A 4,417-nucleotide genomic window follows, 5' to 3' on the forward strand; every position below is an offset into this window, starting at 1 on the left:
AGAAGTGAAACGCCGTAGCGCCGATGGTAGTGTGGGGTCTCCCCATGCGAGAGTAGGGAACTGCCAGGCATCAAATAGAATGAAAGGCTCAGTCGAAAGACTGGGCCTTTTGTTTTATCTGTAGTCTGCCGGATGGCGGCTCCGCCTTATCCGGCCTACAGGGACGCGCCGATCCACCCTCAATATAACCACAAGCCTTCCCAACACAGATACGGTAAACTATTGCCGATTGAGTATCAGGAAAGCAGCCATGACCCACTCCCTAAAACCCTGGAATACCTTCGGCATTGATCATTGTGCAAAGCACATCGCATGCGCTGAAAACGAACAACAACTACTGAGTGCCTGGCAGCAAGCAACTCGTGAGGGACTGCCGGTTATGATCCTGGGTGAAGGAAGCAATGTCCTGTTTCTGGAAAATTACGCCGGCACCGTGATCCTTAACCGCCTGAAAGGCATTGAGGTCAATGAAACCGCGGACGCCTGGCACCTACACGTCGGCGCAGGCGAAAACTGGCATCAGCTGGTTCGCTACGCGCTGGACAACAACATGCCTGGCCTGGAGAATCTGGCGCTCATCCCTGGCTGCGTTGGTTCCTCGCCTATACAGAATATTGGCGCGTATGGCGTAGAACTACAGCGCGTCTGCGACTACGTTGACTGCGTTGAACTGGAAACGGGAAAACGTCTGCGTTTGTCCGCGGCGGAATGCCGTTTCGGCTATCGTGACAGTATCTTCAAAAATGAATATCAGGATCGCGTTGCGATCGTCGCGGTGGGTCTGCGTTTATCAAAGCAATGGCAGCCGGTGTTGACCTATGGCGATCTTACTCGTCTGGATCCGAAAACGGTCACCGCGCAACAGGTGTTTGATGCTGTATGCCATATGCGCACCACAAAATTGCCGGATCCTAAAGTGAATGGCAACGCGGGCAGCTTTTTTAAAAATCCCGTTGTCGCAGCCGATATCGCTATGGAACTGTTAGAACGATTTCCCAACGCGCCGCATTACCCTCAGGCAGACGGCTCAGTGAAGCTGGCGGCAGGCTGGCTGATTGACCAATGTCAGTTGAAAGGCGTCACCATTGGCGGCGCTGCGGTGCATCGCCAACAGGCGCTGGTATTGATTAATGCGAATGATGCGACAAGTAAAGATGTGGTGGCGCTGGCGCATCATGTCCGGCAAAAAGTGGGTGAAAAATTTAATGTCTGGCTGGAGCCTGAGGTTCGCTTTATTGGTCGGTCCGGAGAGGTGAACGCTGTGGAGAGCATTGCATGAAAGATACTACCGTTCCCCTGACGCTAATCTCACTACTTGCCGACGGAGAGTTTCACTCAGGCGAGCAGTTGGGTGAACGGCTGGGAATGAGCCGCGCGGCGATTAATAAACATATCCAGACATTACGCGACTGGGGAGTAGATGTATTTACCGTTCCGGGGAAAGGATATAGCTTGCCGGAACCCATCCAGTTACTGGATGCTGACCGTATTCATAGCCAACTGGATAGCGGAAACGTGGCGGTATTGCCCGTTATCGATTCAACCAATCAGTATTTACTTGATCGAATTGGCGAGCTGCGTTCAGGCGATGCCTGTGTAGCAGAATACCAACAGGCAGGGCGTGGTCGTCGCGGGCGTAAATGGTTCTCACCGTTTGGTGCGAATCTATATCTTTCAATGTACTGGCGTCTGGAGCAGGGGCCTGCGGCGGCAATAGGCTTGAGTCTGGTCATTGGAATTGTGATGGCGGAAGTGCTGCGTGAACTGGGCGCAGATAAAGTTCGCGTGAAGTGGCCTAACGACCTCTACCTGCTGGATCGCAAACTGGCGGGTATTCTGGTTGAGTTAACCGGTAAAACGGGCGATGCCGCACAAATAGTGATTGGCGCTGGTATTAACATGGCAATGCGTCGTGTAGAAGAGGACGTGATAAATCAGGGATGGATCACGTTGCAGGAGGCCGGAATTACGCTCGACCGCAATATGCTGGCCGCAAAGCTGATTTATAAGTTACGTGCTGCGCTTGAGCTTTTTGAGCAAGAAGGACTTTCTCCTTATCTTTCGCGCTGGAAAAAACTGGATAATTTTATTGATCGTCCGGTAAAACTGATTATTGGCGACAAAGAAATATTTGGTATTTCTCGCGGCATTGATACTCAGGGTGCATTATTGCTTGAACAGGATGGCGTGATTAAACCCTGGATGGGTGGGGAAATATCGCTGCGAAGCGCCGAATAGTAAAAAAGGGGAGTCGGTACTCCCCTTTTTTCTGTTATTTTCGCAATCTTACCTGTTCCACCGCATGGTTAGCGCTCTTGGTCATAATAAGGCTGGCACGTTCTCGTGTGGGTAAGATATTTTGTTTTAAATTCAACCAGTTAATTTCTTTCCAAAGCGAAGCTGCTGTATTAACAGCTTCTTCTTTAGATAATTTCGCATAATTGTGGAAATAAGAGTCAGGATCGGTAAACGCCCCTTCGCGGAATTTCAGGAAGCGGTTGATATACCATGTCTGAAGAAGTTCTTCTGGCGCATCAACGTAAATAGAGAAATCAACGAAATCAGAGACAAATACATGGTGCGGATCGTGAGGATAATCCATACCGCTTTGTAAAACATTCAAACCTTCAAGAATCAATATATCAGGCTGAGCGACGGTTTTATCCCCTTCAGGAATAACATCGTAAATCAAATGAGAATAGACTGGCGCCGTCACGTTCGGTACGCCCGACTTGAGGTCAGAAACGAATTTCACCAGTCGGTGCATATCATACGATTCGGGGAACCCCTTTTTCTTCATTAACCCGCGTTCTTTCAACACCTGGTTTGGGTGGAGGAAGCCGTCTGTGGTAATCAATTCAACACGGCGGTGTTCCGGCCAGCGACTCAGCAACGCTTGCAGAACGCGCGCTGTCGTGCTTTTACCCACTGCGACGCTGCCCGCGATACTGATGATGTAAGGGATTCGCTGGCCGTTAGTGCCCAGAAACTGTTCCAGGACAGCCTGACGACGCAGGTTTGAACTGATATAGAAATTTAGCAAACGGGAGAGAGGTAAATATATTTCTGCAACTTCTTCCAGCGATAAATCTTCATTAATGCCTTTTAACTGCGCGATCTCATCCTCGGTCAGGGTCATCGGCACAGAATCGCGAAGCGCAGCCCACTGGCTGCGATCAAACTGTAGGTAAGGCGTCATTAACGATTGCTCTTTTATACTCATAAGCATGTTTCTGGCTGCTATTGCTACATCAGTTCAGCGATGAACGAGGGCCATCCCTGACATGCAACGGCACGTCACATTTAAGTTAATTTGGACAATGGGCAGGAGGGTAACACCAGATGGAGAGGAATAATAAGAAAAAATCTCGCTGTGAAAGCTATCCCTGAGAAGCAATGTGACGAATATACCAGATACAGAAGATTGCTTTCTATCGACGGAACGTTGAAATGCCGCGTCGTATCCTGGTCTGACGGTCAGTAAAATGCCGAAAATTTATGCTCTCTTGTTTGAAATTAGAGCATTTTTGTCTCTTATAGCGCAAAATGTGAGCGATAGAACATTTTATGCAATTTTTTAGTTGCATGAGCACGCAGGTCTCCATAGAATGCGCGCTACTTGATGCCGACTTAGCTCAGTAGGTAGAGCAACTGACTTGTAATCAGTAGGTCACCAGTTCGATTCCGGTAGTCGGCACCATCAAGTCCGGTGGGGTTCCCGAGCGGCCAAAGGGAGCAGACTGTAAATCTGCCGTCACAGACTTCGAAGGTTCGAATCCTTCCCCCACCACCATTTTCGGCCGCGCGATGGCGCAGCCCGAGACGATAAGTTCGCTTACCGGCTCGAATAAAGAGAGTTTCTCTCGATATTCAGTGCAGAATGAAAATCAGGTAGCCGAGTTCCAGGATGCGGGCATCGTATAATGGCTATTACCTCAGCCTTCCAAGCTGATGATGCGGGTTCGATTCCCGCTGCCCGCTCCAAGATGTGCTGATATAGCTCAGTTGGTAGAGCGCACCCTTGGTAAGGGTGAGGTCGGCAGTTCGAATCTGCCTATCAGCACCACTTCTTTTCTCCTTCCTGTTTTTCTCTTCTGTTTATTAGCATTCAACAAGTCGGGCGTGTTGCCTGGTTGATGTGGTGATATCACCGATTTATCCGTGTCTTAGAGGGACAATCGATGTCTAAAGAAAAGTTTGAACGTACAAAACCGCACGTTAACGTCGGTACTATCGGCCACGTTGACCATGGTAAAACAACGCTGACCGCTGCCATTACTACCGTACTGGCTAAAACCTACGGCGGCGCCGCTCGCGCATTCGACCAGATCGATAACGCGCCGGAAGAAAAAGCGCGTGGTATCACCATCAACACTTCTCACGTTGAATACGATACCCCGACCCGCCACTACGCACA

Annotated in this window: 5 protein-coding genes and 4 tRNA genes; 7 read left to right on the plus strand and 2 right to left on the minus strand. The window is 49.7% G+C overall.

Annotated features, from left to right (window positions below; translation table 11 throughout):
* Positions 1 to 250: 250 nt before the first annotated feature.
* Both murB and birA read left to right on the plus strand, forming a co-directional pair.
* Complete coding sequence (gene murB / locus ACLJZ5_RS21940; RefSeq protein WP_000149783.1) at positions 251 to 1,279, plus strand: UDP-N-acetylmuramate dehydrogenase; 1,029 nt, start codon at positions 251 to 253, stop codon at positions 1,277 to 1,279.
* On the plus strand, positions 1,276 to 2,238 hold the full coding sequence (birA, locus tag ACLJZ5_RS21945) for a bifunctional biotin--[acetyl-CoA-carboxylase] ligase/biotin operon repressor BirA (protein ID WP_000655746.1): 963 nt from the start codon (positions 1,276 to 1,278) through the stop codon (positions 2,236 to 2,238). The genes murB and birA overlap by 4 nt, the downstream gene beginning before the upstream one ends.
* 34 nt (positions 2,239 to 2,272) lie before the next feature.
* Here birA and coaA read toward each other — a convergent pair whose 3' ends face one another.
* Positions 2,273 to 3,223, minus strand: coding sequence for a type I pantothenate kinase (coaA, locus tag ACLJZ5_RS21950; protein WP_000023068.1), 951 nt, complete (start codon positions 3,221 to 3,223; stop codon positions 2,273 to 2,275).
* A gap of 208 nt (positions 3,224 to 3,431) precedes the next feature.
* Positions 3,432 to 3,605, minus strand: coding sequence for a hypothetical protein (locus ACLJZ5_RS21955; protein ID WP_031602421.1), 174 nt, complete (start codon positions 3,603 to 3,605; stop codon positions 3,432 to 3,434).
* Positions 3,606 to 3,624: 19 nt separating this feature from the next.
* On the opposite strand from ACLJZ5_RS21955, the gene ACLJZ5_RS21960 reads away from it, so the two are divergent.
* The 5 genes from ACLJZ5_RS21960 to ACLJZ5_RS21980 all read left to right on the plus strand — a co-directional run.
* A tRNA-Thr gene (locus ACLJZ5_RS21960) sits at positions 3,625 to 3,700 on the plus strand.
* 8 nt (positions 3,701 to 3,708) lie between these two features.
* Positions 3,709 to 3,793 (plus strand) — tRNA-Tyr (locus tag ACLJZ5_RS21965).
* Between the two features lie 116 nt (positions 3,794 to 3,909).
* Positions 3,910 to 3,984: transfer RNA gene (locus ACLJZ5_RS21970), tRNA-Gly, on the plus strand.
* Positions 3,985 to 3,990: 6 nt separating this feature from the next.
* Positions 3,991 to 4,066, plus strand: a tRNA-Thr gene (locus tag ACLJZ5_RS21975).
* A gap of 115 nt (positions 4,067 to 4,181) precedes the next feature.
* Positions 4,182 to 4,417 (plus strand): GTP-binding protein (locus ACLJZ5_RS21980; protein WP_000031667.1); only part of this gene is annotated, 236 nt, incomplete at its 3' end.

The sequence above is a fragment of the Salmonella sp. 5800 genome, assembly GCF_046558195.1.
Lineage (GTDB): Bacteria > Pseudomonadota > Gammaproteobacteria > Enterobacterales > Enterobacteriaceae > Salmonella > Salmonella enterica.

Excerpts from the sequence above, each read along its gene's own strand:
- murB (WP_000149783.1), top strand. The coding sequence starts at position 251 with ATGACCCACTCCCTAAAACCCTGGAATACCTTCGGCATTGATCATTGT.
- coaA (WP_000023068.1), bottom strand. The coding sequence starts at position 3,223 with ATGAGTATAAAAGAGCAATCGTTAATGACGCCTTACCTACAGTTTGAT.
- birA (WP_000655746.1), top strand. The coding sequence starts at position 1,276 with ATGAAAGATACTACCGTTCCCCTGACGCTAATCTCACTACTTGCCGAC.
- ACLJZ5_RS21955 (WP_031602421.1), bottom strand. The coding sequence starts at position 3,605 with ATGGAGACCTGCGTGCTCATGCAACTAAAAAATTGCATAAAATGTTCT.